The 25,458-nt window shown below is 53.9% G+C and carries 20 protein-coding genes; 6 read left to right on the top strand and 14 right to left on the bottom strand.

Annotated elements, in window-relative coordinates; genetic code table 11:
- Positions 1–146: 146 nt before the first annotated feature.
- Positions 147–1,139 carry a LacI family DNA-binding transcriptional regulator gene (locus HMPREF1207_RS25710; protein WP_009673713.1) on the bottom strand — a complete coding sequence of 331 codons (993 nt, stop codon included), beginning with the start codon at positions 1,137–1,139 and terminating at the stop codon, positions 147–149.
- 107 nt (positions 1,140–1,246) lie between these two features.
- On the opposite strand from HMPREF1207_RS25710, the gene HMPREF1207_RS25705 reads away from it, so the two are divergent.
- The 4 genes from HMPREF1207_RS25705 to HMPREF1207_RS25690 all read left to right on the top strand — a co-directional run bounded on the left by HMPREF1207_RS25705 (position 1,247) and on the right by HMPREF1207_RS25690 (position 5,769).
- Positions 1,247–2,575, top strand: a complete 1,329-nt coding sequence (locus tag HMPREF1207_RS25705; protein ID WP_442950139.1) for a DegT/DnrJ/EryC1/StrS family aminotransferase — start codon at positions 1,247–1,249, stop codon at positions 2,573–2,575.
- Positions 2,559–3,416 (top strand): HAD-IIB family hydrolase, encoded by an 858-nt coding sequence (locus HMPREF1207_RS25700; RefSeq protein WP_009673561.1) that lies wholly within the window; start codon positions 2,559–2,561, stop codon positions 3,414–3,416. The genes HMPREF1207_RS25705 and HMPREF1207_RS25700 overlap by 17 nt, the downstream gene beginning before the upstream one ends.
- A 62-nt stretch (positions 3,417–3,478) precedes the next feature.
- The gene (locus HMPREF1207_RS25695; RefSeq protein WP_009673798.1) at positions 3,479–4,534 is read left to right on the top strand and encodes a Gfo/Idh/MocA family protein; all 1,056 of its coding nucleotides are present in this window, start codon (positions 3,479–3,481) and stop codon (positions 4,532–4,534) included.
- A 35-nt stretch (positions 4,535–4,569) separates the two neighbouring features.
- Entirely contained in the window at positions 4,570–5,769 is a 1,200-nt protein-coding gene (locus HMPREF1207_RS25690; RefSeq protein ID WP_009673698.1) for an MFS transporter, read from the top strand.
- 161 nt (positions 5,770–5,930) lie between these two features.
- Here the strand turns inward: HMPREF1207_RS25690 and HMPREF1207_RS25685 are convergent, their stop codons facing one another.
- Entirely contained in the window at positions 5,931–7,646 is a 1,716-nt protein-coding gene (locus HMPREF1207_RS25685) for an ABC transporter ATP-binding protein (protein ID WP_009673710.1), read from the bottom strand.
- A 602-nt stretch (positions 7,647–8,248) separates the two neighbouring features.
- Between HMPREF1207_RS25685 and HMPREF1207_RS25680 the strand changes: the two genes are divergently transcribed.
- A complete protein-coding gene (locus tag HMPREF1207_RS25680) occupies positions 8,249–9,595 on the top strand; it encodes a lytic polysaccharide monooxygenase (protein WP_009673792.1) in 1,347 nt (448 codons plus the stop codon).
- Between the two features lie 180 nt (positions 9,596–9,775).
- Here the strand turns inward: HMPREF1207_RS25680 and HMPREF1207_RS25675 are convergent, their stop codons facing one another.
- The gene (locus HMPREF1207_RS25675; RefSeq protein ID WP_009673869.1) at positions 9,776–10,723 is read right to left on the bottom strand and encodes a LysR family transcriptional regulator; all 948 of its coding nucleotides are present in this window, start codon (positions 10,721–10,723) and stop codon (positions 9,776–9,778) included.
- Positions 10,724–10,863: 140 nt separating this feature from the next.
- Between HMPREF1207_RS25675 and HMPREF1207_RS25670 the strand changes: the two genes are divergently transcribed.
- Complete coding sequence (locus HMPREF1207_RS25670) at positions 10,864–11,871, top strand: quinone oxidoreductase family protein (RefSeq protein WP_009673708.1); 1,008 nt, start codon at positions 10,864–10,866, stop codon at positions 11,869–11,871.
- Positions 11,872–12,193: 322 nt separating this feature from the next.
- On the opposite strand, the gene HMPREF1207_RS25665 is transcribed toward HMPREF1207_RS25670, so the two are convergent.
- From HMPREF1207_RS25665 to HMPREF1207_RS25615, 11 genes are all read right to left on the bottom strand, one after another.
- Complete coding sequence (locus tag HMPREF1207_RS25665) at positions 12,194–13,468, bottom strand: alpha-L-fucosidase (RefSeq protein WP_016424144.1); 1,275 nt, start codon at positions 13,466–13,468, stop codon at positions 12,194–12,196.
- Positions 13,469–13,686: 218 nt separating this feature from the next.
- Positions 13,687–14,610, bottom strand: a complete 924-nt coding sequence (locus tag HMPREF1207_RS25660) for an ROK family protein (protein WP_231392180.1) — start codon at positions 14,608–14,610, stop codon at positions 13,687–13,689.
- A gap of 374 nt (positions 14,611–14,984) precedes the next feature.
- Positions 14,985–15,677, bottom strand: a complete 693-nt coding sequence (locus HMPREF1207_RS25655) for a copper homeostasis protein CutC (RefSeq protein ID WP_009673819.1) — start codon at positions 15,675–15,677, stop codon at positions 14,985–14,987.
- 168 nt (positions 15,678–15,845) lie between these two features.
- Entirely contained in the window at positions 15,846–17,315 is a 1,470-nt protein-coding gene (locus HMPREF1207_RS25650; protein WP_009673875.1) for a leucyl aminopeptidase family protein, read from the bottom strand.
- 38 nt (positions 17,316–17,353) lie between these two features.
- Positions 17,354–18,340: an ABC transporter ATP-binding protein gene (locus HMPREF1207_RS25645; RefSeq protein ID WP_009673582.1), complete on the bottom strand. Its 987-nt coding sequence runs from the start codon at positions 18,338–18,340 to the stop codon at positions 17,354–17,356.
- On the bottom strand, positions 18,337–19,338 hold the full coding sequence (locus HMPREF1207_RS25640) for an ABC transporter ATP-binding protein (protein WP_009673594.1): 1,002 nt from the start codon (positions 19,336–19,338) through the stop codon (positions 18,337–18,339). The genes HMPREF1207_RS25645 and HMPREF1207_RS25640 overlap by 4 nt, the downstream gene beginning before the upstream one ends.
- Before the next feature lie 14 nt (positions 19,339–19,352).
- Positions 19,353–20,264 (bottom strand): ABC transporter permease subunit, encoded by a 912-nt coding sequence (locus HMPREF1207_RS25635; protein WP_009673663.1) that lies wholly within the window; start codon positions 20,262–20,264, stop codon positions 19,353–19,355.
- A 12-nt stretch (positions 20,265–20,276) separates the two neighbouring features.
- Positions 20,277–21,203 (bottom strand): ABC transporter permease subunit, encoded by a 927-nt coding sequence (locus HMPREF1207_RS25630; protein WP_036740357.1) that lies wholly within the window; start codon positions 21,201–21,203, stop codon positions 20,277–20,279.
- Positions 21,204–21,385: 182 nt separating this feature from the next.
- Positions 21,386–22,987, bottom strand: coding sequence for a glutathione ABC transporter substrate-binding protein (locus tag HMPREF1207_RS25625; RefSeq protein ID WP_009673789.1), 1,602 nt, complete (start codon positions 22,985–22,987; stop codon positions 21,386–21,388).
- A gap of 72 nt (positions 22,988–23,059) precedes the next feature.
- The gene (locus HMPREF1207_RS25620) at positions 23,060–24,076 is read right to left on the bottom strand and encodes an asparaginase (protein ID WP_009673749.1); all 1,017 of its coding nucleotides are present in this window, start codon (positions 24,074–24,076) and stop codon (positions 23,060–23,062) included.
- A 53-nt stretch (positions 24,077–24,129) separates the two neighbouring features.
- Positions 24,130–25,287: an ROK family transcriptional regulator gene (locus HMPREF1207_RS25615; protein WP_009673562.1), complete on the bottom strand. Its 1,158-nt coding sequence runs from the start codon at positions 25,285–25,287 to the stop codon at positions 24,130–24,132.
- Positions 25,288–25,458: the final 171 nt, after the last annotated feature.

Here is a 25,458-nt window from a genome sequence, read left to right as displayed (position 1 = left end):
TTGAAAATGAAGATTATGGAAGCTGTAGACAACGGCCCCTACTTCTACTGAATCAAGAGACTCACTATCGTCTTCTTCCACACGGCAAGAGATAACATACTCCCCTTGGGTGAGCATCTTTCATCCTATAAATCTTAGCCCCCTCCTCATGTCGACTCCCGTACCACCAAGGCTGTAGGGAACAGAGTGACCTCGCGCTTCAACGGGAGCTCCTCCGTCAAGCAGGCAAGAAGCCTGGTAACGGCTTGTCGTCCCAACTGCTCGACCGGAATATCGATGCTCGTAATGGTCGGCGTCGTTACCCTGCAGATCGGCTGATTGTCGTATCCGATCACGGCCAAGTCCCCAGGCACGCTATATCCGAGATTCACAGCCTGTTTGATCAACCCTGCCGCAACCTGGTCGCTGCCCGAGAAAAGCGCGGTCGGTTTCTTCTCCGGCAGATGGTGGATCCGGTCCATAATACGGATGCCGTCCAGGATCGAAAAGGCTCCGTCAAAGATCCACTCCTCGCGATAAGGCAGGTTGTGGTCCGACAGGGCGGCCAAATACCCCTTCTTCCGCATGTTCTGCGCTGCGCTGTTGGCCGTGTCGAAGCAAAAGCCGATGTCCCGGTACCCTCTTTCGATCAGGTGCCGCACCGCGGTATATCCTGATTCGAATTCGTTGTAGCACAGAATGGGGACCGGCGCGGTTTCATGAAACTCGTTGCACATGAGGATGGGTCCCCGCTTCAGGTAAGGAGCGATATCGTCCCACATGTTCTCCAGTGCGCCAAGAATGATCCCGTCCACTTCCCTATTCTGGAGAAGCTTCATCAATTCAAGCTCGTTTTCTTTACAATAGAAGGTTTGAAATACGCACACCTTGTAATTGAATTCCAGCGCCTGCAGCGATATTCCCTTGATCAGACCCGCAAAAAAGGGATGGTCCGCCTTGGGGACGGAGACGGCAAGTAATTTGGAGCTGTTGGTGCGAAGCCCCCTGGCCAAAAAATGCGGCGTGTAGTTCATTTCTTCAATAACCCGTAACACTTCCCTCCTTATCTTCTCGGAAACATACGGATGATTGTTCAAGACCCTCGACACCGTGGATGTCGACACTTTGCAGAGCTTGGCGATCTCTTGTATCGTAGGCATGGATCTTCCTCCAAAAAATGTCTTGACCTGTCATCGATTTCATAATTTACGATGAAGGCGGATAGGAACTATCAATAAATAATTCGGGAAACGGAGGAAAAACCGTGCTGACCACTAAAAACAAATATTGGGGAACAAGCAAGGACTATCTTCATCTGTTGGATCGCATCAAAACAGGTCGTGACGTAGAACCGGATTGCTTTGAAAACCATTTGGTGAACACCCAGTTAATAGAAAAATTATACATTTCAGGGAGAGAAAATACAATTAATACTTGGATTCGCTCTCTATTCCCCGCCCTCTCCGAATTCCGCGGCAAAGTCGACTTCCTGCCTGTGAACAGGCTAATCTCCGCAGAAGAGGTGGAAGCGATTCTGGCGGTAATGAGAGTCGTGCTCCCGACAGGGCAGTTTACCAGCGGACCGTACGTGAACCGCTTTGAAGAGATCCTGTCAGGCTACCTGCGAAAAAAATATATCATCGCCACCTCCAGCGGGACGGATGCAGCGATGGTGGCTCTGCTCGCCTTGGGCCTTCGCCCCGGCGATGAAGTCATTATGCCGGCCAACAGCTTTGCCGCAACCGAAAATGCCGTGCTTGCAGTAGGCGGTATCCCCGTCTATGCGGATATTGATCCGCATACTTATACGCTGGACCCGGCAAGCACAGAAGTGGCCATTACGCCCCGAACCCGATTTATCCTCCCGGTGCATTTATACGGGAAGAAAGCGAACATGGCAAGTCTCCGTGAGCTCGCGGACCGCTACCGCCTGAAGATTGTGGAGGACGCCTGCCAAGCAATTGGCGTAACGGAGCTTGGACGGGAGGGAGATGCCCTGATTCTGAGCTTCAACCCGTACAAGAATGTGGGGGTATGCGGCAAAGGAGGCGCGATAGCTCTCGACGATGAAGAAGCGGCGCAGCGCTGCATGCAGTTCAGCTATCACGGATTTGAGGTGAACGTCAAGAACCGGAAAGTAAGAGACTTCGGATACAACAGCCGAATGGATAACCTGCAGGCCGCCATCGGGATCGAGCGGATGAAACATTTGTCCCTGAACAACTTCAAACGGACGGTTCTGGCCGACCGGTACCGCCAAGGCCTGCAATCGCTGGCCGACAGCCAGAAAATCCGGCTGCCCGAATTGTCAGATGATCATGTCTGGCATCACTTCCCCATTCAAATCCTGAGCGCAGACAGGGACCTGGTTCGGCGCGAGCTGATGGACAAGTACTCGGCCGAAACCGATATCTACTATCCCGTTTTGTCCCACAGGCAGAATACCCCGTTCGTGAATGTCCGCTATAAGGATGCGCGGCTTCCGCAAACGGAGCAGACGCACAGCCGGCTGCTGCATCTGCCCATGTATCCGCATTTGACCTGGGAAGAACAAGATCATCTGATGGAGGGACTGCGACGTGTTATCGGAGTATAAGGACAACTTCATCCGGCTGGAACATCCCTTGAAGCCAAAGCACCTTGTGTTCTGCGACTTTGACGAAACTTATTTCCCGCACGTCCTGCTGAACGAACACCGCAGGGAGCTGGAAGAGCTTGAAGCGTTCATTGAACGGAAGAGCCGCGAGGGAGAATTGATGATCGGCTGGGTGAGCGGCAGCAAACTCGAGGATATTTTGCGTAAAATGAGCGGGGGAAAATTCCGGATTTTCCCTCACTTTATCGCAAGTGACCTCGGGACGGAGCTGACCTATGTGACTCAGGAACGTTACGGCGTGAGGGATGAGCAGTGGGACCTCCGGCTTGAAAGCAGCGGTTTCTCCGAAGAAGCGGTCAAAACGCTGGTCCGGGAGTTGTCTCAGGAGTACGACGTGGACCTGACCCCTCAGACCCAGCTGGGCAGCTCCCGTTTCAAGTGGAATTTTTACTATAGGCAAAGGGACCCCCTGACGGACCTGCATACGATAAAGCACATCCGCGATTTGGCCGGCCGGTACCGGGTAGACGTCAATATCAACCGGTGCAATCCGCTGGCGGGCGATCCGGAGGACTGTTATGACGTGGACTTTATTCCGCTCGGGACCGGCAAGGCCGAGATCGTGCGCTTCATGTTGGAGCGGTACGGCGTTCAACCCGAGCATGCATTTGCTTTTGGCGACAGCGGAAACGACCTGCTTATGCTCCAGGCCGTCCGGCACGGCTACTTGGTTCACAACGCGACGGAGGAAGCCAAGGGCCTGCATCCCCTGGTCTCCGAAGGGGCTTATGTGAAAGGCATTCTTCATGTACTGAAAGAACACCTGCAAGCGGGAGCATGACGATTCAAAGACCCTTTGTTTGATCAGAGAGAAAAACCACGGATAAGGGAGAGGAAATCAAGATGATCAAGATTGGTATTATCGGAGCCGGGAATATTGCCATGACGCATGCCAAAGCACTGTCAACGGTCAAAGAAGCCGTACTGACAGGCGTACATGATATTCATCAGCCCGCAGGCGAACGATTCGCGTCCACCTTCGGGGGACAGGCCTTCGAAAGGTACGAGGACTTGCTGGATTCCTCGGACGGCATTATTGTCGCTTCCCCTAACTTCAAGCATAAGGAGCATGCGCTGCAGGCCTTGGCTGCAGGCAAGCATGTCCTGTGCGAGAAACCGATGGCCATCACTCTCGAGGAAGCCCAGGTGATGCGGGACTATACGGAGAAGGCCCATGCCATCGCCATGATGGGATTCAACTACCGGTATTTGTCATTCGTCCATATCCTGATGGAGTTCATCCGCAACGGCGGACACGGCGGCATCATTTCGTTCAATATCTCCTTTAAGAAAGACAGCGCTCTGAGAAAAAAAACCTTCACTTGGAGAGACAGCGAAGCCAGCAAGCAGACTAGCGGCGCCCTGGGCGATCTCGGCATACACCTGATCGACATGATCTGGTATCTGTTCCGTTCGGATTTCCGGCCCGAATCGATCCGTGTCAAAATGGCCACCCATGTGAAGGAAAAAGAAAACAGGGAGGTCCAGGTCGACGACTATTCGGAGATTCTGGGACAGCTCCGTAATCAGGTGTTCATTCATATGGTTACCTCTAAGAGCACGGTTCCCGAGGAATGCGGGTTTGGCATCGAGGTCATCGGACACCGCAAAAATTTCCATTATCACACCCGCAATCCGCTGAGTTATACCATCACGGAAGGAATCTCGTCCGCAAGCTTCGATCTCCCTCCCGCCTTATTGACGGACCCGGCAGGCGAGTTTCACGGATGGGCGGATTCATTCCGGATCGAGCAGATGGCATGGGTGGACGCCATTCTCCGGAAAAGCCGAATGGGTCTGCCGAGCTTTGCGGACGGGTACCGTTCTCAAGCTACGCTGAATCTGTTCTTCGAAACACACGCGAAGGATCTTTCAGGCACGCTTGTGATGCAGGCCTAATCCCCTGATTGCCTTCCGCAGATTGGAGGCCGACGATGCGAATCGTCCTTTGGATGGGCTGCGCCTTTTATTTTCTGGTTGGCGTCGTTCATGTGTTCATCGGCAGTTTGTCACCTCATTTTTTTGCACGCTACGACATTGGAGCCCAGGAAATCTCAGTGATCCTGTCTGTGCAGTTTATCGGGTTTCTCATCGGTGTCCTCTTCTCTCCCGTTCTATCCAAGAAAATCGGCCCGTTCGTCGTCATTACGATCGGACTGAGTATGGTCGGGGCCGCCTTGGCGGGTTATCTGTGGATCGACAGATGGGAATTGCTCTCTCTGACAGGGTTCCTGATCGGATACGGGGCGGGCACGCTGGAGACGACCGTAGGGGCTTTAATCATAGCGCAGGGGGAAAACGGCAAGGCAGGGATGGCGAAGCTGGAGGTATTCTTCGGCTTCGGGGCCCTGCTCTTCCCCATCCTTATCCATGTGCTGGCCGGCGAAGACGTGCTTCCCTTGGTTCTGTACTCCCTGCTCAGTACAATTGCAGTGCTGCTGGCGGCTTGGGTGTCCTTGATATCAGTCGTCCGGCCGAAGCAGCGGTTTCCGCAGCCCGAAGGAGCCGGAAGCGGGACGGAAGAGTTTTTCCCGGAAAGCGGATTGATGAGAGGGGAAAAGCGCAGCTTGAGCCTGCTCATTCTGTTCGCCTTCGTTTATGCCGGGATCGAGACCAGCTATGCGAACTTTTTGCCTTCACTGATGATTGTCGGCGGATTTGAGTCCTACAGCCTGATCGGAGTTTCCGTATTCTGGGCTTCGATGGTTATCGGACGAACCGTGCTCGCCGTTAAAGGAAAGAAGATTCCGCCTCTGCCGATGCTGCAAATTTCCGCTCTGTGTCTGATTTTACTTTTAGGCGTGTTCCCCTTTCTCCATGATGCAATCCTGGCGCTGGGGGTCATTTTTCTAACGGGCATTGCGGCATCTCCCCTGTTTCCGGTTGCCATTACATTTGCGGCCTCCGTGAAGCGGGGATATGTAGATGAGGTGACAAGCTACTTTATCGCTGCCGCGAGCTTGGGAGGATCGCTCATTTCTCTTCTAATCGGCTGGAGCTTGGCTCTGGAAGAGCTTTCGGTTACGCTGTTCCTATTTGCCGGACTGGCGCTGCTGCTTTGGTTCATTTCTTTCCGGCTGAGAGACACGGGTAACAGCTTCTATAAGCATGCAGGCAAGAGCATGGACCGCTAAGGTTCATGCTCTTACCTTTGTCGGAAAGCCGCTCCCATAAGAAAAAGCCGCTTAAAAAGCGGCTCATACTTGCTAGTGCGGCAAGGTTCCGTTCACACTCCTGCCGGGCTTACTGACCTGCTGCTTCATTTATTGACGCAAGGCTGCCCACACTGCCCGCGTCAGACGCCGAACTGCGCTTTGTGCAAGCCGCTGTAGATGCCTCCGGCGGCGACAAGCTCCTTGTGGGAGCCTTCCTCGGCGACTCCCCGTTCGGTTACGACGATGATGCGGTCGGCGTTCTTGATCGTGGCGAGCCTGTGGGCGATAACAAGAGTCGTCCGCCCTTTCGACAGCTCGGTCAGCGATTGCTGAATAGCCAGCTCCGTGGCCGTATCCAGCGCCGAAGTCGCTTCGTCGAGAATGAGAATCGGCGGATTTTTCAGGAAGATTCTGGCGATCGCGAGACGCTGCTTCTGTCCTCCGGACAGCTTGACGCCTCTTTCGCCGATCATCGTTTCCATTCCGTCCGGCTGCTTCAGAATAAATTCTTCCAGCTGGGCCTGCCGTGCGGCTTCCCAAATTTCTTCCTCGCTCGCTCTCAGCTTTCCGTAAGCGATATTTTGCCGGATGGTGCCTTCGAACAAGTACACATCCTGCTGCACAATTCCGATCTGGTTACGCAGAGATTCCAGCGTCATATCCCGGACATCCATGCCGTCGATGCGGATAGCGCCGCTTTTGCAGTCGTAGAACCGGGGAAGCAGACTGCAGATCGTCGTTTTCCCCGCACCGGACGGCCCTACAAAGGCAATGGTTTCCCCGGCCCGAATGTTCAGGCTCAGCTTGTCGAGAATGTTCTTCTGGTCGTGGTATCCGAATGTAACCGAATCGAAGACAATGTCGCCCTTAAGCTTATCCACGCTCACCGCGTCTTTGCCGTCCGCTACATCGGGTTCCGTGTCTATGATCGAGATGTACCTTTTAAACCCGGCAATGCCTTTCGGATAGCTTTCCAGCACGGCGTTGATTTTCTCGATCGGACGGAAAAACACGTTGGACAGGAGCAGGAACGCGACAAACTGGCCGTACGACAATTCGCCCTGGATGACGAAATAAGTTCCGCACAGCATAACGAAAAGCGAAACGAAGCGCATCATCATGTAGCTGATCGACATGCTTTTCGCCATCAGCTTATAGGCAAGCAGTTTCGTCTGACGATACTGCTGGTTGGTTCCTTTAAACAAATTCTTTTCGTATTCTTCGTTCGCGAATGCCTGGACTACGCGGATTCCGCTGATATTGTTTTCGACCCGGCTGTTAAATTCGGCCACATTGCCGAACAGCCTTTCATACGTACGGGTCATTTTTTTGGTAAAATAGATGGCAAACCAGGCAAGCAGAGGAATGACTATAAACGTAAGCAGGGCCAGTTTCGTATGGATCGAAAGCATGAGCAGGAAAGCCCCGATCAAGGTCATTATGGCGATGAAAACATCCTCCGGCCCATGGTGGGCAATCTCCCCGATTTCGTTCAAATCGTTAGTAATTCGGGTCATGAGGTGACCGGTCTTGTTATTGTCGAAGAACCGGAACGAGAGCTTCTGGATATGATCGAACAGTTTCTTCCTCATATCCGTTTCGATGTTTACCCCGAGCATGTGGCCCCAGTACGTGACGACGTAATTGAGGACCATGTTCAGCAAGTAAATCACCAGAAGAGCGATGCAAGCCCAAGTGATCAGGGACCAGTCTCCGCTCGGAAGAAGTTTGTCCAGAAACAAGTTCACCGCAAGCGGAAAGCCGAGCTCAAGCAGCCCCGCGATCACGGCACAGCCGAAATCCAGAATAAACAGTCCTCTGTAAGGACGGTAATAAGCAAAAAAACGTTTAATCAATCCTATCCCTCTTTCTTTCTCTATCTTTTAACCGCGATGCACAGACCTATCTAATATTGTAGTCCAAACCTGCCGAACAACAAAGATAAAATTCGCTTTTAACCGAACCTTCCTGCGTTCCGGTCTGTAATCTATGAATAAATTTACTAAATCTACGAAAATAAGGGTTGTCAAATTTTAGCATAGATTGTATGATACGGGTATAATCTTTCTGGATAAACGACTCTTTCTTCTCGGTTCCGGTTTTTTTTAACCTCAATCTTGTAAGCGCTTAAACCCGTTTAAGCCGCGCCTCTATAATTGCCTGGTCAACCTGCCATTGACCCCGGAATGCCGGTCAACTCTGCCTGCTCCGCCTTCTGCATCTCGCACGCAAACTCTTCCAAGCTCCCGGTTTCCGCCTGTTCTCTATGTATATAAGCTCCCAGGAGTTTATATAAATCCACCTGCTATAAGGAGGGATAGCCTAGCGTTGCCCCGCGAAATTTCCGTTCTGCACGTTGCGCAAGCACAGAAAGGAGATGGTCCAGGACTACCGCTGCCAGGATAATGACTTTTCAAGCCGTTCTCTTAGCATTCCCCATTAAAAGGAGGCCAATTATATGTCAACTGTTCGTATCTCCCGCTCGGTCACGACCCGGATTCTGTTTGCCGCCGGATTGTCCCTGATCCTTGCGGTCTGCATGCTTTTACTCGCTCAAAAAGCGTCCGCCCACGGCTATGTCGAATCACCCGGCAGCCGGGCTTACCTCTGTAAGCAGGGAACCAACAAAGACTGCGGAGCTGTCGTTTATGAGCCTCAAAGCCTTGAATATGCGAAAGGCTTCCCCGCTGCGGGCCCTGCCGACGGTAAAATCGGGAGCGGAGGCGGAACTTTCCCGAAATTGGACGAGCAGTCCGCAACCCGCTGGAGCAAAGTGAACATCTCCTCCGGCACGAACACGTTCACTTGGAAGCTGACGGCCGCCCATGCGACGACAAGCTGGAAATATTACATCACCAAAGCCAACTGGGATCCGAATTCCGCACTGACCAGAAACTCTTTCGATCTGACGCCGTTCTGCTCCGTGAACTATGGCGGTAAACAGCCGCCGTTCTCTTACTCCGATACTTGTAACGTTCCCGCCAGAACAGGTTATCAGGTCATCCTGGCTGTCTGGGAAATCGCCGATACAGCGAATGCTTTCTACAACGTGATCGACGTTAATTTCGGCGGCAGCAATCCTTCCGACACAGTCGCTCCGACAGCACCGTCCGGTGCAGCCGCGTCCAACGTGACGACAACGGGCGCTACTCTGACTTGGGGCGCTTCGACGGATAACGTCGGTGTAACCGGGTATCAGATTTATAACGGTTCCACGCACGTTACGACAACAAGCGGATCCGCTACCTCTTACAATGTAACCGGCCTCACTCCGAATACGGCTTACACCTTCACGGTGAAAGCCGTCGATGCGGCCGGCAACACTTCTCCGGCCAGCAATTCGGTTACGTTCACGACGGGATCTGCTCCTGTCGATAACCAGGCGCCAACGGCACCTGCCGGTCTGACAGCCGGAACGGCTTCATCCTCGTCGGTTGTCCTGAGCTGGAATGCCGCCACCGATAATGTAGGCGTTACGGGCTACCGGATTTACAAGGGCACAACGCTTGCGGGCACGGTTTCGGGCTCGACGCTTACGTATACCGTGTCCGGCTTGACGCCAAGCACCGCTTATACGTTCACAGTGCGGGCGATTGACGCCGCCGGCAACGAATCCGCTAACAGCAACGCGGTGTCGGTAACGACGACTTCCGGCCCGGCGGTTGCCGCTTGGGCGGTCAACACGGCTTACACAACAGGCAATCTCGTGACGTACAACGGCTCGACTTACGAGTGCCGTCAGCCGCACACCTCGATCGCAGGCTGGGAGCCTTCCAACGTTCCGGCGCTGTGGCAGCTGAAATAAGCGGCTCGACCCCAAAAACCGATTTCCGGATCTTTGCCGGAAATCGGTTTTTTTACTTGTCGATGCGCGCGATCCGTCGCTGCCTGGCAAGCGGTGGTACCCTGTCGGAACTGCCGCAGCGGACGCATCCTGCCGGAACGGCCTCGACATGTCGGCCCTGACCGGACCGTACGGGCGAATTTACGAACCCGCGGGTTGGTTGTCCGCTGGGCCTGGGCCCGGGGCTGAACTCGCTCCCGACGCTGCCGCTGCTGGAGTTTCCACGCCGCCTGTCCCCTCACTCCGCAAAAAATCCAGAAACCGCTTGAATGCTTCCGTTTTAAACAAATCCTTCCGGTAAATAAACACGACGTTGATTTCTCGGAATTCCTCCGGAATGGGATGCAGGTAAACCTCCCTGGCTTGAACGATTCTGCTGATCGACGAACGGGGAAGCAGCGAGACGCCAAGCCCCGCCGAGACACCTCCGATGATGGCCTCCAGGGTACCGAACTCGATCATGTGGCGGGCCTCGACGCCTTCCTTAACCAGCAGCCGCTCGACTCTGTCGCGGTGGGAGCAGCCCGAACCGAAAAACAGCAGAGGTTTCTTCAGCAGCTCGGCAAGATCCGTTTCTTTCGGCTCCGAAATCAACACCAGTTCTTCCTCGAACGCGGGTTGGCATTCGAGCTCTTCCTGTGAGACCGGTCCGTATACGAAGGCTCCGTCCAGCTCGTAATCTTTGATTTTGCGGATAAGCTGGTGCGAATCGGAGGTGATCAGCGAAAGCTCGACCTCCGGATACAGACCGTGATACCGGGTCAGCAGCTGCGGCAGGTGGATGGCGGCCGTCGTTTCGAGAGAGCCCAGCCGGAGCGGGCCTTTCGGAATATCCGTCGCTTGGGCGGATTTCACGGCTTCTTCCAGCAGAACCACAATTTTATCGGCGTACCCAAGCAAATTTTGACCGGCCGCCGTCAGCTTCATCCCTTTGCTGGACCGGTAGAACAGTTGCGTGCCCAGTTCCGTTTCGAGGAGCTGGATCCGGTTGGTCACATTGGACTGGACATAGTTCAGAATATGCGCCGCCTTAGTGATACTCCCCTCCCGGGCCACCGTACGGAATATTTTCAAATCACCGCTCTCCATCTGGACCTCCCTGACATTCCATTAGTGAAATCGATACCTTTGTTCATTTCTAATGATTTTACTTGATGACCGGCCCTGTGTAAAATTCAACGTGTCAGAACTTATTGATTCAACAAGATTTTGTACCGGAGGGATTTGTTATGAAAGCTGTTCTGCATAGAGAAAAAAGCGGAGTAGACGGACTGGTCTATTCCACAGCGGAAGACAGGCATCCCGGATACGGGGAAGTTAAAGTCAAGCTGATCGCAGCGGGTCTCAATCACCGCGATTTGTTCGTTATAAATGACCGGAATGCCGGAGACAGACCGTTAATACCCGGCTCGGACGGAGCGGGAATCGTGACGGAAATCGGAGAAGGCGTTTCCCCCGACCTTCTGAACCTGGAAGTTGCGCTGAATCCGACTTTAAATTGGAAAAAGGCGGATTCCCTGCCGGAAGATCTTCAAATCATCGGAAGTCCCTCCGACGGGACTTTTGCCGATTTTATCATCGTGCCCGCAGAAAATGCCGTCGCTAAACCTTCTCACCTCACCTGGGAGGAAGCCGCCGTTCTCGGTTTGTCCGCGTTGACCGCTTACCGCGCGTTATTTACCCGGGGCGGTCTTAAGGCGGGGCAGCACGTCGTCATCCCCGGTATCGGAGGAGGTGTCGCCACGATCGCGCTCCAGATGGCCAAGGCTGCCGGGGCCCGGGTCAGTGTCTCTTCCCGAAGCGAACACAAGCTGGAACTGGCCCGGCAGCTCGGTGCCGATTTCTGCTTTGAAAGCGGCGGAAGCTGGAAAGCCCGCTTCGAGGAAACGAAGGCGGATTTGGTGCTGGACAGCATAGGTCCCGCCACCTTCCCCAACTATTTCGACATCCTTAAACCGGACGGGCGTATCGTCAGTTTCGGAGCCAGCTCGGGAGATGCCGTCGAACTTCCGCTGCGCGCCCTCTTTTTTCCCCAACTTAGTGTGATCGGAACGTCCATGGGCAGCTCGGAAGAATTCCATGCGATGCTCGAATTTGTGGCGAAACACAACCTCAAACCTGTCGTACATAAAGTGTTTCCGATGCGCGACGCGGTACAGGCTTTCGCCTACATGAAGGAGGGCAAACAGTTCGGTAATCTGACCCTGATGTCAGGTGATAAAAAAGTCTGGAACTAATTTAGTTGATTTTGCTGAGTTTGCCTCGGCACGTGATAAGCACGAAAAAAAGAATGTATGGAACCGATTTAGAACCACAGCAACTCAATAATAATCCGGTCTGAATGTGAAGACGGTTCTGCCATTTTGTTACGTCAAAGCCGTGATTTTAAATTGACTTTTGAAATGCCATCAATACAATTATATGTATCCATAATTTGTGAATCCATATAATTATAGCTCAATCAAGAAGGATGAAAAAAAGACACGGAATGACCTTCCGTGTCCTGCAATTCTGTTTAGCCCTATAGATTGTACTCTGTTAAAAATTAAAGCCGCAGCCCTATCTCAGATGAAGCTCAATCACCGTATCGCTCTCATCCGGAAGCCTGGATCCGGCAAGATTAATGAAGGCGCCGTTCTCAATGTCGGAGTATTCCAGCGCCATCCATGGAACTTCTACCTTAAGTTCGGTCCCATCCCGCAGCAGTCTGGCTTTCTCAATCTTGCCCTTCAACCCTTCGAAGTAAATTGGGCCTATCCCCCGGTCATATACATGGGCATACAGCCTGTTCCCGTTCTGGGTGTAGCGGCCCCACTCGGGCTTCGGCAAATCGGCCGCCCTACAACCATAAATGCTGTCACCGTTCAGTCTCAGCCATTCCCCTACTTCGTCCAGCACCTCCAGTGTCTCCCGGTTGATCTCGCCTTTCGCATCCGGGGCCACGTTAAGCAGCAAGTTCCCGTTCTTGCTGACGCATTCGACCAGGGTACGGATCACCTGCTTGGCTGACTTGTAGTTCTTGTCCGCAGCATGATAACCCCAGTTATCGTTAAGGGTGATACACGCTTCCCAAGGGACAACTTCCCCCTTCTCATCCACGATGCCACCAGGCGGAATGATCTGCTCCGGGGAGAAGAAATCCCCGGCATATTCCTCGGGTTCTGCCGCCCGGATATTACCGCCCAGGCGGTTATCAATGATGATATCCGGATGGATGGAACGAATCATCCGAATCAGCTCGGTCGCTCTCCATTTCTCGCCGGTCATATCATCATAGGAGAAATCGAACCACATGATGTCAATCTTGCCGTAGTTCGTGAGTAGCTCCTTCACCTGACCATGCATGTAGTCCAGATATCGGTCGAAGTCGATTGGCTTGTTCTTGGCCGCTTCATTGTCCCGATCCGGGTGCGCTTTGTCCCCATATCCCGGATAATCGTCATGATGCCAGTCGATGATCGAATAATACAGTCCGACCATAATGCCCTCCTCGCGAAAAGCATCCACATATTCACGAACCAGGTCTCGTCCAGCCGGGGTGTTCGTCGCCTTGAAATCCGTCAGCTTGCTGTCGAACAGACAGAAGCCGTCGTGGTGCTTGGTCGTCAGCACCGCATACTTTTGTCCTGCAGCCTTGGCGGCCTTCGCCCATTTCTTCGGTTCATACCGGGATGCGTCGAACTCGTCAAAATACACTTGATACTGCTCATAACTCATCCGCTCGTTGCCTCGAATCCATTCTCCCCTAGCGGGAATGGAATATAATCCCCAGTGAATGAACATGCCGAACCGATCCTGCAAAAACCACCGGGTCCTTTGCTCTCTTGTGCTCATGCGACAATCCCCCGTCTCCTTTGAAGTGATTCTAAATACACACAACGGCTGAAGAAACTACTCCGGATGCGGAACGTTCTTGCGAACGCTGTTGTCCCAGATTTCTGGATTATACCGCTTAAGGGGTGAAATCCGGGACAAAGGTGAACGCTTCGCTTCTTCAGAATCGTTCCGCCCCCTCCGTTGCTTAGCATAAAGTTCATTAGTTCCCGCTTAAATCAAGTATGAAACAAAGCCGCGGCTCCGATCAGGCCGACGTCGTCCCGCAATCCCGCAGGCACGATCTCATACGTGCCGCGGTATGGCTTCATGACCAGCTTCCCGGTCTCCGCCTTAAGCGCCGGGAACAGCAGGTCGCCTGCCTTGCTTACGCCGCCCCCGATTACAATCCGGTCGGGATTGAATGTATGAATCGCGTTGGCCAAGCCCAGCGCCATGTAATGAACCGCCCGGTTCACCACTTGGGCGGCGATGGGGTCACCCTGACGGTGAGCTTCGAACACATGCTTGGCCGAGATCTCTTCACCGCTTGCAGCCGCCAGTTCTCCAATCACGGACGGGTTGCTCAGCATAAGTTCCAGCGCTGAGTCGCGGATGGCGGTTCCTGAAGCGTACATCTCCCAGCAGCCATTGTTCCCGCAGATGCATGCCGGCCCACCCGGCACAACAATGTTATGGCCCAGCTCCCCGGCAAAGGAAGTCGCGCCCAGGAACAGTTTCCCGTCGAGGACAATGCCCGCACCGATGCCTGTACTGAACGTGATGTATACCATGTTCCCGGAGCCTTTTCCCGCACCCCGGACATACTCGCCCCATGCCGCTGCGTTCGCGTCATTAACGACCTCCACCACGACGCCAAGTGCGTCTCCCATCCACTTTTTCAGAGGGACGTTGTTCCATTCCGGCAGGTTCGTGCCCTGAAGCACGATACCGTCCTTACTGTTCACGGTCCCAGGCGAGGCCAGACCTACGCCGCATACCGGGTGTTCCATGGACACGGAATGAATCATCTCCACCATGCGCTGCACGACTTCTTCCGCTGTGCGGGCGTTCGCCGTCTCCATGCGTTCACGGTTCAATATCTCACCGTCAGCATTAAAGAGAGCTGCGGCGATCTTTGTTCCACCAAGGTCAATTCCCACAACATATTTGTCTGTGTTCTGCAAATCAATCACCTATTTTCAGATCTGTATGGATGGGACTTAAGACAACGTTCGCTCTATATTTCATGCATTTCTTCCCCGCTTTACCCGCTGCCCTGGTTGACTCATTGCTGTTGAAGCTTTCAGCTTGCTTCATGTGCTTGCCGTTGCTTCATGCAGATTTAGGAATTTCGCACGGACAGCGCTTACAGTTTGCAATACCAAAGCTTGCTGTCTGCCTCCTGGAAATTACGATCTGCTTCATCAGCACTTACAATCATCAACGTGATTACCAGCGCAATCAGCCGGTTCGTCCCATTCTCAGTTGCCTTCCCTGTTCTTGCATGCAATACCTACGCAGTTCCAGATCAAGATCAGGAATACGAAGCAAGGCTGTCAGCCAATGCCCGCAGCTGCACCGGATCAATCGGTGCAAGACCGGAACGTCCGTAACGGACCGCGGAACCGAAATGAACTTCTGGAACTCCAGTCTGTTCGATGAAAGACCCGGCCGCTTCCGGAGTCAGGCCGTTCCCGGCAAGAATTCGAAGCGAGCGGCCTTCGGTGGCCTCAACAAGTCTGCGAATAGCAGGCATCCCCTCGGTTGCGGGCTTCAGTCCCCCCGAGGTCAGCACCCGGGTAATTTGCGGGTAGCGCATTAGCGTCTGCAGGCCTGCAAGCTGATCCTCCAGTTCATCAAAAGCCCGGTGGAAGGTGATCTGCATCCCGTCCGCCCAGGGAAGCAGCACTCCCAGCGCGTTTTCATCAATCAGCCCTTCCGCCGTGAGTGCACCGACTACAATGCCTGCGGCACCAGCCGCGTTAATGGCCTGGATCTCGGCTATCATCGTCTCCAGATCAAGCTTGCTGTATACAAAGCTGCGGCTGTGCGGCCGGACCATCACATGGACAGGAATCTGCACAGCCCCTACAACCTGGCGGATCAATCCGATGCCCGGCGTCAACCCGCCTTCGGCAACGGCCGTGATCAGCTCCAGCCGATTTGCCCCATTTTCTTCAGCCCTTAACGCATCGTCAATACAGGTAGCGATGACTTCCAGGATCATAACGAACCCTCCTGTTTCCGGGATTCATTTGCGGATACGTCCCCTGATACAAACCCTGCTGCATCCCTTGCTTCATTCCTTGATGTATTCTCTGACATATCCTCTGATACGTCCTCTGTTGCATTCCTTGCTCCATTCCTTGCTCTATTCCCTGGTTCCTTTCCCGCGTCACACTTCCGTCCGGGCATAATTCACCGCATAATCAGCCAGCAGTCTTGCGCCATACCCTGTCGCTCCCGCCTCTGCGTAACCGACATCCTGCTTGTACTGTACCGTGCCGGCCATATCAATATGGACCCAGTTCATGGATTTGTCGACAAACCGCCGAATAAATAACGCTGCTGTGATGGCGCCGGCCAGCGTAGAGGTGCCCACGTTACGCAGGTCGGCATAATTGCTTCTCAGCTCGGATTCATAATCATCCATAAGCGGCATCGGCCACAGTCGCTCGCCATTATGCTCGCCAATCCGGGCCAGCTCGCGCGTCATATCGGCATCGCCCCATATGCCGGCGATCCCGAGTCCCAGCGCATCCCCGACATTGCCCGTTAGCGTGGCAATGTCGATCGCCTGCGCTGCGCCAAGCCCGGCCGCATGGATCAGCGCGTCTGCCAGCACGAGCCGGCCTTCTCCATCCGTATTTACAATTTGAACGGTCAAGCCGTTCGGATATGCAATCACGGATGAAGGCAGCGTGGCGCGGGCATCCGGCAGGTTATCGGCCACGGCGATCAGGGCCGTGACCCGGACCTTGGCCTGCTGCCGGACCAGAATGTCCAGCGCGCCGATGACGGCGGCCGCTCCGCCCATATCCATCCGGGCATCGCTGATGTCCCGGCCCGTCTTCGCGTTCATGCCGCCCATATCGAAGGTGATGGCTTTGCCGACCAAGGCCAGCATCGGGGCATCCGGGCAGGCTTCGTACCTCAGCTCGATTAGCGCCGGAGCGTGCTTGCTCCCGGCACCCACTGCCAGCAGGCCGTTCATGCCGCGCTCAGTTAGCTCCTGTCCCCGGTAGACATAAATATTTACCGGCCTGTCTTTGAAGAGATCCCGCGTCCATTCCACAAAAGCATCCGGGTTCAACGTACCCGGCGTCTCATTCACCCAGTCCCGGGTCAGATTTGTCGCCTCCGCCCGGTGCATGGCCGTCTGAATGACCGAATTCAGCCCGGCCGCGGACAGTTCAGGCCAATCTGCAGACCGCAGATTCAACTTCACACTGCCGCTTATTTTCGTGACATTTCTATATTTATCGAACCGATATAATCCAAGCAGCCAGCCCTCAATCCAGGCCTGCAGCCACGCGGCCGCGGACTCTATGCTCTCACGGCCTCCAACTCCAACTCCAATTACTGTGCCCGGATGTTTGAGCAGCGTCGCGCTGCCCCGCCCTTCCTGCAGCAGAGTCCGTGCCGCGGCGCCCCCGGCGCGGCGTACCCGTTCCAGCGTCACCGCACAACGCTCCCCCATTCCGGCGGCGAGCACATCCGCTTCACCTGCAGAACGGGCGTACAGCCAGGTCATGGTGCCCTGCCGCTTGCGCGCTTCATTAAGCGCATAGGGAAACGATTCCCCCGCATATACCGGATGAATGAGAACATCCGCCAGTTCAGTCATATCTAGTGTAATGTGCATAGCGATCCTTTCCTTAGGCATTGTAATAAGCCGCCTAATCAGGCTTCATTATAGAGATGGCAGGCGACCTGATGTCCGGGTTCCACTTCCCGGAATACCGGCTCCTGCTGCCTGCAAATATCCATGCAGGCCGGGCAGCGGTTATGGAACCGGCAGCCGGAAGGCGGATCAACCGGACTCGGCAAGTCCCCTTTTAGAATAATGCGCTCCCGCTTCTGATTCGGATCTGGAACCGGCACGGATGACAACAACGCCTGGGTGTATGGATGAAGCGGACGGTCATAGAGCGTGTCTTTGTCCGCCGTTTCCACCAGCGTACCCAGATACATCACACCGATACGGTCGCTAATATGCTCAACCACACTCAGATCATGGGAAATGAACAGATACGTCAGGCCATACTCCTCTTGCAGATCCTGCATCAGGTTCAGCACCTGGGACTGGATGGACACATCCAGCGCCGAGACCGGCTCATCCGCCACGATCAGGCTCGGACGTACGGACAGCGCCCGGGCAATCCCGATCCGCTGCCGCTGGCCGCCGCTGAACTCATGGGCATAGCGCTCGGCATGAATGCTGCTGAGGCCTACTGTCTCCAGCAGTTCCCGGGCCAGCTTATCCCGCTCCTTCACGCTGAGCTTCGTATGGATCAGCAGCGGTTCAGCCACAAGTTCCTTCACTTTCATCCGCGGATTGAGCGATGCGTATGGATCTTGAAAGACCATCTGCATATCTTTGCGCATTGGACGCATCTGGTTGTCGGAAAGGTTGCTGATATTCTGTCCGTTGAACCATACTTCACCGCTTGTTGGCTTCAGCAGCCGATTCACAAGCCGCCCGGTCGTAGACTTCCCGCAGCCGCTCTCCCCGACCAGACTGAACGTCTCCCCTTTGCGTATAGCGAAGGACAGACCATCCACTGCGCGCAAGTATTTGGCCGCGCCGAACCAGCCCTTTTTCACGGCAAAAGATTTGCGCAGCCCCTTTACCTCAACCAGCGGAGTCTCTGTATGTGACTGTATCATTGGTTGTCTCCCCCTTCCGGTGTATCCATTTGCGTCAACCAGCAGCGGCTTTTCCGCTGCTCCTGTCCTTCCACAAGCAGAAGCTCCGGTTCCTGAAGGCACCGCTCCATCGCATACGCACATCGCGGCATGAATTTGCAGCCTGGAGGCATCGCACTTAAGTCAGGCACATTGCCCTGAATGGATTCCAGACGGCGAACCTTCTGGCGCAGCTTGGGAACGGATTGGATCAGGCCTTTGGTGTACGGATGCTGGGGATTTGCGAATAGCTCCTGAACCGGTGCCTCTTCCACAACCCGTCCCGCATACATAACAACCACCCGGTCACACATTTCCGCCACAACACCGAGATCGTGTGTAATCAACAGCATGCCCATCTCCTGTTCTTCCTTCAATCGCTTCATCAGGTCCAGAATCTGCGCCTGGATGGTCACATCAAGCGCCGTTGTCGGCTCATCGGCAATAAGCAGCTTCGGGCCGCACGACATGGCCATCGCAATCATCACGCGCTGCCTCATTCCGCCGGACAGCTGGTGCGGATATTCATCGGCCACGTCCTCCGCCCGGGGAATCCCGACCAGCTTCAGTGTATGAATGGCGTGCTCCCGTGCACGCTTCCGGCTGTATCCGAGATGCAGCATAATCGGCTCCTCCAATTGCCGTCCGATTCGCAGCACCGGGTTCAGGGAGGTCATCGGCTCCTGGAAGATCATCGCCAGTTCATTGCCACGGAACTTCCGCATCTCCTTCTCCTGAATCTGAGTCAGGTCGGTGCCTTCGAACCGGACTGCCCCGCCGGCAATCCTTCCCGGTGTATCCTTGAGTAGCCGCATAATCGACAAGGAAGTCACACTTTTGCCGCAGCCGCTCTCGCCGACCAGCCCCAGCACTTCACCTCTATTGATGTGAAAATCAATGCCGGACACTGCCAGTACGCTTCCGCCATCACGTCTGAACTCTGTCTTCAATCCTTCCACTTCAAGCAGTCTGGGTGTCATGGCCCTGTCCCCCTTTAATTTTTCGTCTTGGGATCCAGCGCATCACGCAGTCCGTCCCCAACCAGGTTAAAAGCAAGTACAGCCAGAAAAATCGCTATCCCGGGAAAATACACAATGTGCGGAGCGATGCTCAAATAGTCGCGCCCCATGCTCAGCATCGCGCCCCAGTCCGGTTCGGTCGGCTTCGCCCCCATACCCAGGAAGCTCAAGGAGGATGCCGCCAGAATCGCACCGCCGATCTTCATCGTTACGTTCACGATCACACTCGGCACGGTCTGCGGAAAAATATGCTGCCATATAATGCGCACGTTCTTCGCGCCCATCGAGCGGGCTGCTTCCACAAATAAAGTCTCTTTGGCGCTTAAGGTGACACTGCGGATAATCCGCGCAAATGACGGCGTGCCAAACACGGCAACGGCAATGACCACATTGGACAGTCCCGGGCCCAGAATCGCCACAATCCCGATAGCCAGCAGCAGATCCGGGAAGGAGAACAGCACATCGCTGCCCCGCATGATGAGCCGGTCGAGCCAGCCTCCGTAATATCCGCTGAGCAATCCAAGCACGGTACCCAGCACAGCCGCAATCAGCACGGAACTCAAGCTGACCGCCAAGGTCAACCTTGTTCCGTCAAGCAGACGGCTCAGGATATCCCTGCCATATTCATCGGTTCCGGCCCAATGCGCGGCCGATGGACCAGTCATGAGCGCATCATAATCCGGCACATTCGGATCATAAGGTGTAAGATGCGGACCGAAGATCGCTATAATCGTCAGAAAAATAATAAAAATGCCTGCTGCAAGCGACCCTCTCTGCTTGCAGAACTTGCTGAAGAACTCCGCTGCACGGCCTTTGGTCGGCTTCGTCACCAGGGTCACACCAGCCCCTGAGGAGTCGGCTCCCATCACCGTTGTATTGTTGTCCATCCTGTTCCCCCCCTAGCTAGACGCATACCTGATTTTCGGATTCAGCACACCGTACAGCATATCAACGATCAGATTAATAAGGATGAATTGGGTCGCAAACAGCAGGAGCAGCGCTTGAATCACCGTATAATCCCGAAAAGAAATCGAATCCACAAGCAGCCTTCCAAGACCCGGAATACTGAATACCGTCTCCACCATCACGGAGCCGCCCAGCAGGAACCCGAATTGCAGACCCGCCACCGTGACAACCTGAATCAGCGAGTTGCGCAGCGCATGGCGTCCAACCACGACGAACTCTCTAAGCCCTTTCGAACGTCCCGTCCGGATATAATCTTCCCGCATCGTCTCCAGCATGGATGAGCGGGAGAACCGGGCAAGCATGGACATAATTCCCGCTCCAAGTGTGAGGGAAGGCAGAATATAGGACTTCCAGGAATCCACTCCGCCGGTAGGGAACCAGCCGAGCTGTACCGAGAAGATCTGAATCAGCACCAGCCCCAGCCAAAAGCCTGGGATCGAGATGCCTGAAATTGCGGTCAGCATGCCCACGTAATCCGGCCATCTGTTGCGGTTAACCGCAGAGATCGTACCGATCAGCAGACCGATGATTAATGCCCAGCCCAAGCTCAAAAACGTTAAAATAAGGGTTGGCGTCAATCTGCTCATCAGCATGTCGGATACCGGCAGGCCGGACCGCAGAGAACTGCCCAAATCGCCATGCAGCAGCTTGCCCATATAATTGAAATATTGCTGCCATAGCGGCAGATCCAGCCCGAGTTGTGCCCGTATGCCGTTAATCTCCTCCAGCGTGGCTTCCTTGCCCGCGACAAGCCGAGCCGGATCGCCGGGGATTAAGTGTATGAACATGAAGACCAGCACCGATACGACAAACAGCAGCGGAATGACTCCAAGTAGTCTTTGTAGCGCGTATCTTCCCATCATGTGAGCCCCCTTCATTGAACAAGTACATAAGAGGGGCCGCTCCTCAGCTACAGACAGAAACGGCCCCTTGCTTTGCATCAACAACCCCAAGCTATTGCTTGCTTAGTGCTTCTAGCTTCTTACTTTCTGCTTCTTGCTCCCTGCTCGTATCCCCGGACTTGTTCGTCCTTAAGTAACGATTACTTCACTTCCACATCACGAACGGTAATGGAGCCGTCCGGTAATACTTTTACGCCGCTCAGGCTGGCTCTCTTGCCTGAAATCACCTGATCCACACCCATGAAGGCCCATGGGGCATCAGCCCAGATTGTTTTTTGAATATCCGCATAAATGGATTTCGCTTTTTCTGGATCAGTCGCCTTGTTGGCATCGGCAATCCATTGATCCACGTTCGGATTCTTATAGTACGCCGTATTGGCTCCTGCCGGAGGGAACATTTCGCTGCTGAACAGACCTCTTGTAGCGCCGTCTGCGTCACCGGAAGACGGGGACCAGCTTACATACCACATTTGGATCTTGGCCTGCTCTGGTGTAGCAGCGGAGTTAATCTGCTGAGACAAGGTACCGCCTTCCATCGACTTCACATCCAGCTTGATGCCAACAAGAGCCAGTTGCTGCTGAATGAACTGCATGCCTTTCATTGTCTCGGAATCATTCTCGCCCCAGATCTCGGCCGTGAAACCATCAGGATAACCGGCTTCTGCAAGCAGGCTCTTTGCTTTCTTCACATCGTAGTCGTAACCGCTCTGCTGGGAGTAGTACTGCGTCTTGGAAGACATGGTAGAATCCAGCTTCACACCCAGACCGGATTTGACGACTTTGATGTAAGCTTCTTTGTTAATCGCATAGTTAATCGCTTGACGAACCTTCACATCATCGAACGGCTTCTTCATCGTGTTGAGTGTGACGTAACGGACAATTGTGGAATCCGTTTTATCTACCACAATATTGCTGTCCCCCTCTACTTGGGAGACTTGTTCAGTTGGCATCGGATAGATGAAATCCGCTTCCCCTGTCTTCAGCATCGCAATCCGGGAACCGTTCTCCGGTACCGGCTTGAAGGTGATGCTCTCCACCTTCGGCAGATCCTTTTGCCAGTAATCCGGGTTCTTCACCACCACAAGGCGGTCGCCCTGCACCCATTCCTTAAATTTGAAAGAACCTGTACCTACCGGATTTTTACCGATATTCTCGCCCTGCTCCTTCAGTGCTTTAGGGCTTACGATCAGGGCCATCGCCATTTTGTTCAGGAAGGCGTTATACGGTTCGCTTAAGGTGATGACTACGGTTTTGGCATCCGGAGCCTCAACTTTGCTGACTTTGGCGAAGCTCTTGCGCATCTTCAGGTTGTTCTTCTCATCACGGATTCGGTCCAGATTCACCTTAACTGCTTCGGCATTGAAATCCGTACCGTCGTGGAATTTGATGTTCTGCTTCAATGTAAACGTGTATACCAGACCGTCATCACTAATTTTGTAGGAGTCGGCCAGCACCGGAACGACTTTCATGTTCTCGTCGAAGCCCATCAGGCCTTCAACCATGGTTCTTGCTCCGGTAATCGAATGAGTATCGCTCGTGTTGTGAGGGTCCAGTGTAATAAAGTTAGCATTAATGGCAATAACAACATCTTTTTTGTTTTTGGATACGGTCTGAGTACCTTCACTCTTGCCCGTATTCGCACTTTCCTTGCCAGTTTCCGTATTACCTCCGCAACCTGCGGCAACTACAGCGAAGATCAGCAGCAGCATTAGTGTGGACCACATTTTCCCTTGAACCTTCATTCGTCTCACTCCTCAAAAGTAGTTAATATAGAATCGCTCCATGTCCGGTATGCTTACTTGCAGGATTGGAGGTTATTCCCTGGATGAAGGCTTCAGTTCGAACACCGCCCGGCGTTCTCCCACTTCCGTTCCCCCGTCATTGACGATGGAATTCGGTACAAGCTTGTATAAGCGGTTAATGGTCTCTTGATTGCTGTAGCCGAGGCGCTCAAGGATCGAAGCGATAATGCTCGGCCACACCTGTTCGGAACCGTCGGACACCTTAAGGGAAATTCCGAGTCTTTCGTTTCTCAGCCCAATGCCGTACACTCCCTTTGCGCCGCCTTTGGCCGACAGGTTCGGGTCCTTGAGCAGCTCCGAGCAGACGAACCGGGTATCCGCGATCATATCGGGGTACTCATTCATCAGCCGGGCGATCCGGGCCGCCGCCTCCCGTGTCTCCTTATCTTCAATGAGGTCCGGACAGGCCAGCTTCAGGAAGGAATAGGCGATCTTGTGCAGCGGTAGTGCAAAGATCGGCAGTCCGCAGCCGTCAATCCCTTGCGGGATCGAAGCTTCGGGAACCTCTGCAATATAAGCAAGGGTCTCCACAATCTCCTTCTGAACAGGATGCTCAGGTTCGTAATACGTCCGCTCATCCCAGCCCATATGCTTGCTCAGTGCAATAAGTCCGGTATGCTTGCCCGAGCAGTTATGGAAGATTCTCCGCTTAGGTTCGCGGTCCCGGTGGCGCTCGGCCTTCGCATCTTCATTGAGCGGATACGACTCACAGCAGTGCAGCCCTTCCTCCTGGATGCCTGTCTTCAGAAGCATGGATTCCAGCGCATCAATATGAAAGCGCTCTCCACGGTGGGATGCAGCAAACAAGGCTGCCTCCTGTCCGGTGAGTCCGCACACCTCGTCAACTTTTCTTTTCATAACCGGAAGCGCCTGGAACGGCTTGGCAGCCGACCTTAGAAACGTGAGATGTTCAGGGTCACCTGCCGAATAGAGGATTCGGCCCTTCTCATCCACGATGCTGACCGCTCCGTAGTGCACGTTCTCCAGCACACCGCCGCGGTACTCCTCAACTAATGGGGTAAATCTCATCGTTGTCCCCTCCTTAATGTCCAATCCTTCTCTTCCCTGCTAACTGCTCTGACTTATTCCAATGAAAAAAAACAGTTTTGCGAAATCAATCCCGAGCCGATGACTACGCCCTGCTCATGCAGTTCAGACTTCAGAATCCGGAAGGCACCCCTGAGGGGCTCCCACACATATTTCGAATAACACAGGTCGACCACCTCATCGAGGATCTCCGGGAATTTGTCGGTCAATTCCCCGCTAAGGATGACACTGTCCGGGTTGTACATGCAGACCACATTGTTAATGGTGATCGCCATGTACATCAGCGCGCGTTCGATCAGATGCAGTGCCCAGCGTTCCCCTGCCTTCTTGGCTTCAAAAAGGTCCTCGATCGAGCGGACCGGCCGGATCTTGTTCGCTTCCGACAGCAATGATTTGATATTGATGTAAGTCTGAAGGCAGCCCGCCTTCCCGCAGTCGCACAGCATGCCGTTCGGATCAATCGTCGTGTGGCCGATTTCACCGGCGCTGTTCGTCCTGCCCCGGTAGATCTCCCCTTCCATGATGAACGCCGAACCTACTCCATTCCCGAAACCAAGCAGGACGGTCCGCTGTGAGCCAATCGCCGCGCCCTTCAGATGCTCGGCCAGGGCCTTGGCCTTGAGCTCGTTGTCCACCGCCACATCATAACCGGTGAATTCTTTAAGCCGTTCAGCAAGCCGGACATTTCTCCAACCGAGCTGTACGGAGAACATAACTTCTCCCGTGTCATTATCTATAATCCCGGGAAGGCCGACACCAACTCCGATGATCCGCTCACAGTCGATCTCATTGGATTTCGTAAGCTGGTCAATCTCTGTTCCAACGCGTTCCAGCGTAACTTCGGGACTCTCTTCCACTGACCGCGGATATTGGCTCATGGCTACAACATTGCCCTGCAAATCCACAATGCCAATATTTACTTGATGGCGGTCCAGCTCAACGCCTACCGAGAGCACGGCGGCATCAACCATTTCAAGCAGCGTGGACTTCCTGCCGAGCCCGGCAGAGACCTGTTCGGACTCCAGCAGATACCCTTCCTCTGCAAGCTCCGCCACAATGCGGCTTACCGTAGTTGGGCTCATCCCGGTCTGCTTGGCAATGGAAGCCCGGGAGATGGGCTGCTGGTGTTTGATGATCTCAAACACCGTCAGCCGATTCTGGCGTTTCATAAAATCCTGGTCATGTTTTTTCACTATTCATTCTCCATTATTTTTATCAATGAATTAATTAATGAGGATTTTGACTGTAAACTGATGTTTTTAACGAATATTTAACGAAAACTTTGTCTTTTTTTCTTTATATTCTCCAGTGATATTTATAATAATAGTCATAGCCTTATACGGTGTCAATATAAATAACATGTA

This window comes from Paenibacillus sp. HGH0039 (assembly GCF_000411255.1).
In the GTDB taxonomy this organism is placed as follows: Bacteria; Bacillota; Bacilli; order Paenibacillales; family NBRC-103111; genus Paenibacillus_F.
This window is presented reverse-complemented; position numbering and strand designations above follow the sequence as displayed.

Coding starts and splice junctions, on each gene's coding strand:
- HMPREF1207_RS25710 (WP_009673713.1), bottom strand. CDS start 1,139: ATGCCTACGATACAAGAGATCGCCAAGCTCTGCAAAGTGTCGACATCC.
- HMPREF1207_RS25695 (WP_009673798.1), top strand. CDS start 3,479: ATGATCAAGATTGGTATTATCGGAGCCGGGAATATTGCCATGACGCAT.
- HMPREF1207_RS25690 (WP_009673698.1), top strand. CDS start 4,570: ATGCGAATCGTCCTTTGGATGGGCTGCGCCTTTTATTTTCTGGTTGGC.
- HMPREF1207_RS25680 (WP_009673792.1), top strand. CDS start 8,249: ATGTCAACTGTTCGTATCTCCCGCTCGGTCACGACCCGGATTCTGTTT.
- HMPREF1207_RS25675 (WP_009673869.1), bottom strand. CDS start 10,723: ATGGAGAGCGGTGATTTGAAAATATTCCGTACGGTGGCCCGGGAGGGG.
- HMPREF1207_RS25670 (WP_009673708.1), top strand. CDS start 10,864: ATGAAAGCTGTTCTGCATAGAGAAAAAAGCGGAGTAGACGGACTGGTC.
- HMPREF1207_RS25665 (WP_016424144.1), bottom strand. CDS start 13,468: ATGAGCACAAGAGAGCAAAGGACCCGGTGGTTTTTGCAGGATCGGTTC.
- HMPREF1207_RS25655 (WP_009673819.1), bottom strand. CDS start 15,677: ATGATCCTGGAAGTCATCGCTACCTGTATTGACGATGCGTTAAGGGCT.
- HMPREF1207_RS25650 (WP_009673875.1), bottom strand. CDS start 17,315: ATGCACATTACACTAGATATGACTGAACTGGCGGATGTTCTCATTCAT.
- HMPREF1207_RS25645 (WP_009673582.1), bottom strand. CDS start 18,340: ATGATACAGTCACATACAGAGACTCCGCTGGTTGAGGTAAAGGGGCTG.
- HMPREF1207_RS25640 (WP_009673594.1), bottom strand. CDS start 19,338: ATGACACCCAGACTGCTTGAAGTGGAAGGATTGAAGACAGAGTTCAGA.
- HMPREF1207_RS25635 (WP_009673663.1), bottom strand. CDS start 20,264: ATGGACAACAATACAACGGTGATGGGAGCCGACTCCTCAGGGGCTGGT.
- HMPREF1207_RS25630 (WP_036740357.1), bottom strand. CDS start 21,203: ATGGGAAGATACGCGCTACAAAGACTACTTGGAGTCATTCCGCTGCTG.
- HMPREF1207_RS25625 (WP_009673789.1), bottom strand. CDS start 22,987: ATGAAGGTTCAAGGGAAAATGTGGTCCACACTAATGCTGCTGCTGATC.
- HMPREF1207_RS25620 (WP_009673749.1), bottom strand. CDS start 24,076: ATGAGATTTACCCCATTAGTTGAGGAGTACCGCGGCGGTGTGCTGGAG.